The following is a 2,051-nucleotide window of genomic DNA, read 5'->3' as shown; positions in this document are numbered from 1 at the left end:
TTTGCGGGAGTTCGGGGTCCCGGTCTCGCGGGGTGTTGCGATCTTCGACGCGTCGGAGGCGGAGGGCGCGGCGCGCGATCTCGGCGGTCCGGTCTGGGTGGTCAAGAGCCAGATCCACGCGGGCGGGCGCGGCAAGGGCAGCTTCCAGGGCGCGGCGCCCGGCGCCAAGGGCGGCGTGCGCGTCTCCAAGTCGGTCGAGGAGGTGGTGGCGAACGCCCGCGAGATGCTGGGCGCCACCCTGGTCACGGTGCAGACGGGGCCGGCCGGCAAGCAGGTCAACCGCCTCTACATCGAGGAGGGCGCCCAGATCGCGGCCGAGTTCTACCTCTCGATGCTGGTCGACCGCTCCAGCGGCGGCGTCGCCTTCGTGGTCTCGACGGAGGGCGGCATGGACATCGAGGCGGTCGCCCATGACAGCCCGGAGAAGATCCACACCATCCCGGTCGATCCGGCCACCGGCATCCAGCCCCATCACGGCCGCGCGGTGGCCCGCGCCCTGGGGCTCGGCGGGGCCCAGGCCAAGCAGGCCGAGGCGCTGAGCGCCAAGCTCTACCGGGCGTTCACCGAGACGGACATGAGCCTTCTCGAGATCAACCCGCTGGTGCTGACGGCTGCGGGCGAGCTGAAGTGCCTGGACGCCAAGATCGCTTTCGACGGCAACGCCCTCTACCGGCATCCCGAGATCCTGGGGCTGCGCGACGAGTCGGAGGAGGACGCCAAGGAGATCGAGGCCTCCAAGCACGATCTGGCCTACATCGCGCTGGATGGCACGATCGGCTGCATGGTCAACGGGGCGGGCCTGGCGATGGCCACGCTCGACATCATCAAGCTCTACGGCGAGGCGCCGGCCAACTTCCTGGATGTCGGCGGTGGCGCCAGCGAGGAGAAGGTGACGGCGGCCTTCCAGATCATCACGGCCGATCCGAACGTGAAGGGGATCCTGGTCAACATCTTCGGCGGGATCATGAAGTGCGACGTGATCGCGCGCGGGGTGATCGCGGCGGTGCGGACGGTGGGCCTGTCGGTGCCGCTGGTGGTGCGGCTGGAGGGGACGAACGTGGAGGAGGGCAAGGCGATCATCCGGGGCTCGGGGCTGAACGTGATCCCGGCCGACGATCTGGACGACGCCGCGCAGAAGATCGTGGCCGCGGTGAAGGGAGCCTGAGATGTCGGTGCTGATTGACGCGACCACCAAGGTCATCTGCCAGGGCTTCACGGGCAAGAACGGCACGTTCCACTCGGAGCAGGCGATCGCCTACGGCACGCGGATGGTGGGGGGCACGAGCCCGGGCAAGGGCGGCTCGACGCATCTCGGCCTGCCGGTGTTCGACACGGTGGCGGAGGCGCGGGAGGCGACGGGGGCTCAGGCGAGCGTGGTCTACGTGCCGCCGCCGGGCGCGGCGGACGCGATCCTGGAGGCTGTGGCGGCGGAGGTCCCCCTGATCGTGTGCATCACGGAGGGGATCCCGGTGCTCGACATGGTGCGGGTGAAGCGGGCGCTTCTCGGCTCGAAGTCGCGGCTTGTGGGTCCGAACTGCCCCGGGATCGTGACGGCGGGGGAGAGCAAGATCGGGATCATGCCGGCCAACATCTTCCGGCCGGGCAGCGTGGGGATCGTGTCGCGGTCGGGCACGCTGACCTACGAGGCGGTGTTCCAGACGACGACGGCGGGTCTGGGTCAGACGACGGCGGTCGGGATCGGGGGCGATCCGGTCAAGGGGACGGAGTTCATCGACGTTCTGGAGCTGTTTCTGGCGGATCCGAAGACGGAGTCGATCGTGATGATCGGCGAGATCGGGGGCTCGGCGGAGGAGGAGGCGGCGCAGTTCCTGGTGGACGAGGCGCGTCGGGGCCGTCGCAAGCCGATGGTGGGGTTCATCGCGGGCCGGACGGCGCCTCCGGGTCGGCGGATGGGTCATGCGGGGGCGATCATCTCGGGCGGCAAGGGGGGCGCGGAGGACAAGATCGCGGCGATGGAGGCGGCCGGCATCCGGGTCTCGCCCTCGCCCGCCCGCCTCGGATCAACACTCCTCGAACGCCTCAAAGGCTGA

General features: G+C 69.9%; 2 protein-coding genes. Both read left to right on the top strand.

Annotation, left to right across the window (positions count from 1 at the left end; all coding sequences use genetic code 11):
* Position 1 precedes the first annotated feature (1 nt).
* A complete protein-coding gene (sucC, locus tag E1J50_RS26140) occupies positions 2–1,165 on the top strand; it encodes an ADP-forming succinate--CoA ligase subunit beta (RefSeq protein ID WP_245516769.1) in 1,164 nt (387 codons plus the stop codon).
* Position 1,166: 1 nt separating this feature from the next.
* Positions 1,167–2,051, top strand: coding sequence for a succinate--CoA ligase subunit alpha (gene sucD, locus E1J50_RS26135; RefSeq protein WP_132257170.1), 885 nt, complete (start codon positions 1,167–1,169; stop codon positions 2,049–2,051).

It is taken from the genome of Methylobacterium segetis (assembly GCF_004348265.1).
Classification (GTDB): domain Bacteria; phylum Pseudomonadota; class Alphaproteobacteria; order Rhizobiales; family Beijerinckiaceae; genus Methylobacterium; species Methylobacterium segetis.
Note: the sequence above shows the minus strand (reverse complement) of the source record. Positions and strands in the feature narration are given on the sequence as shown.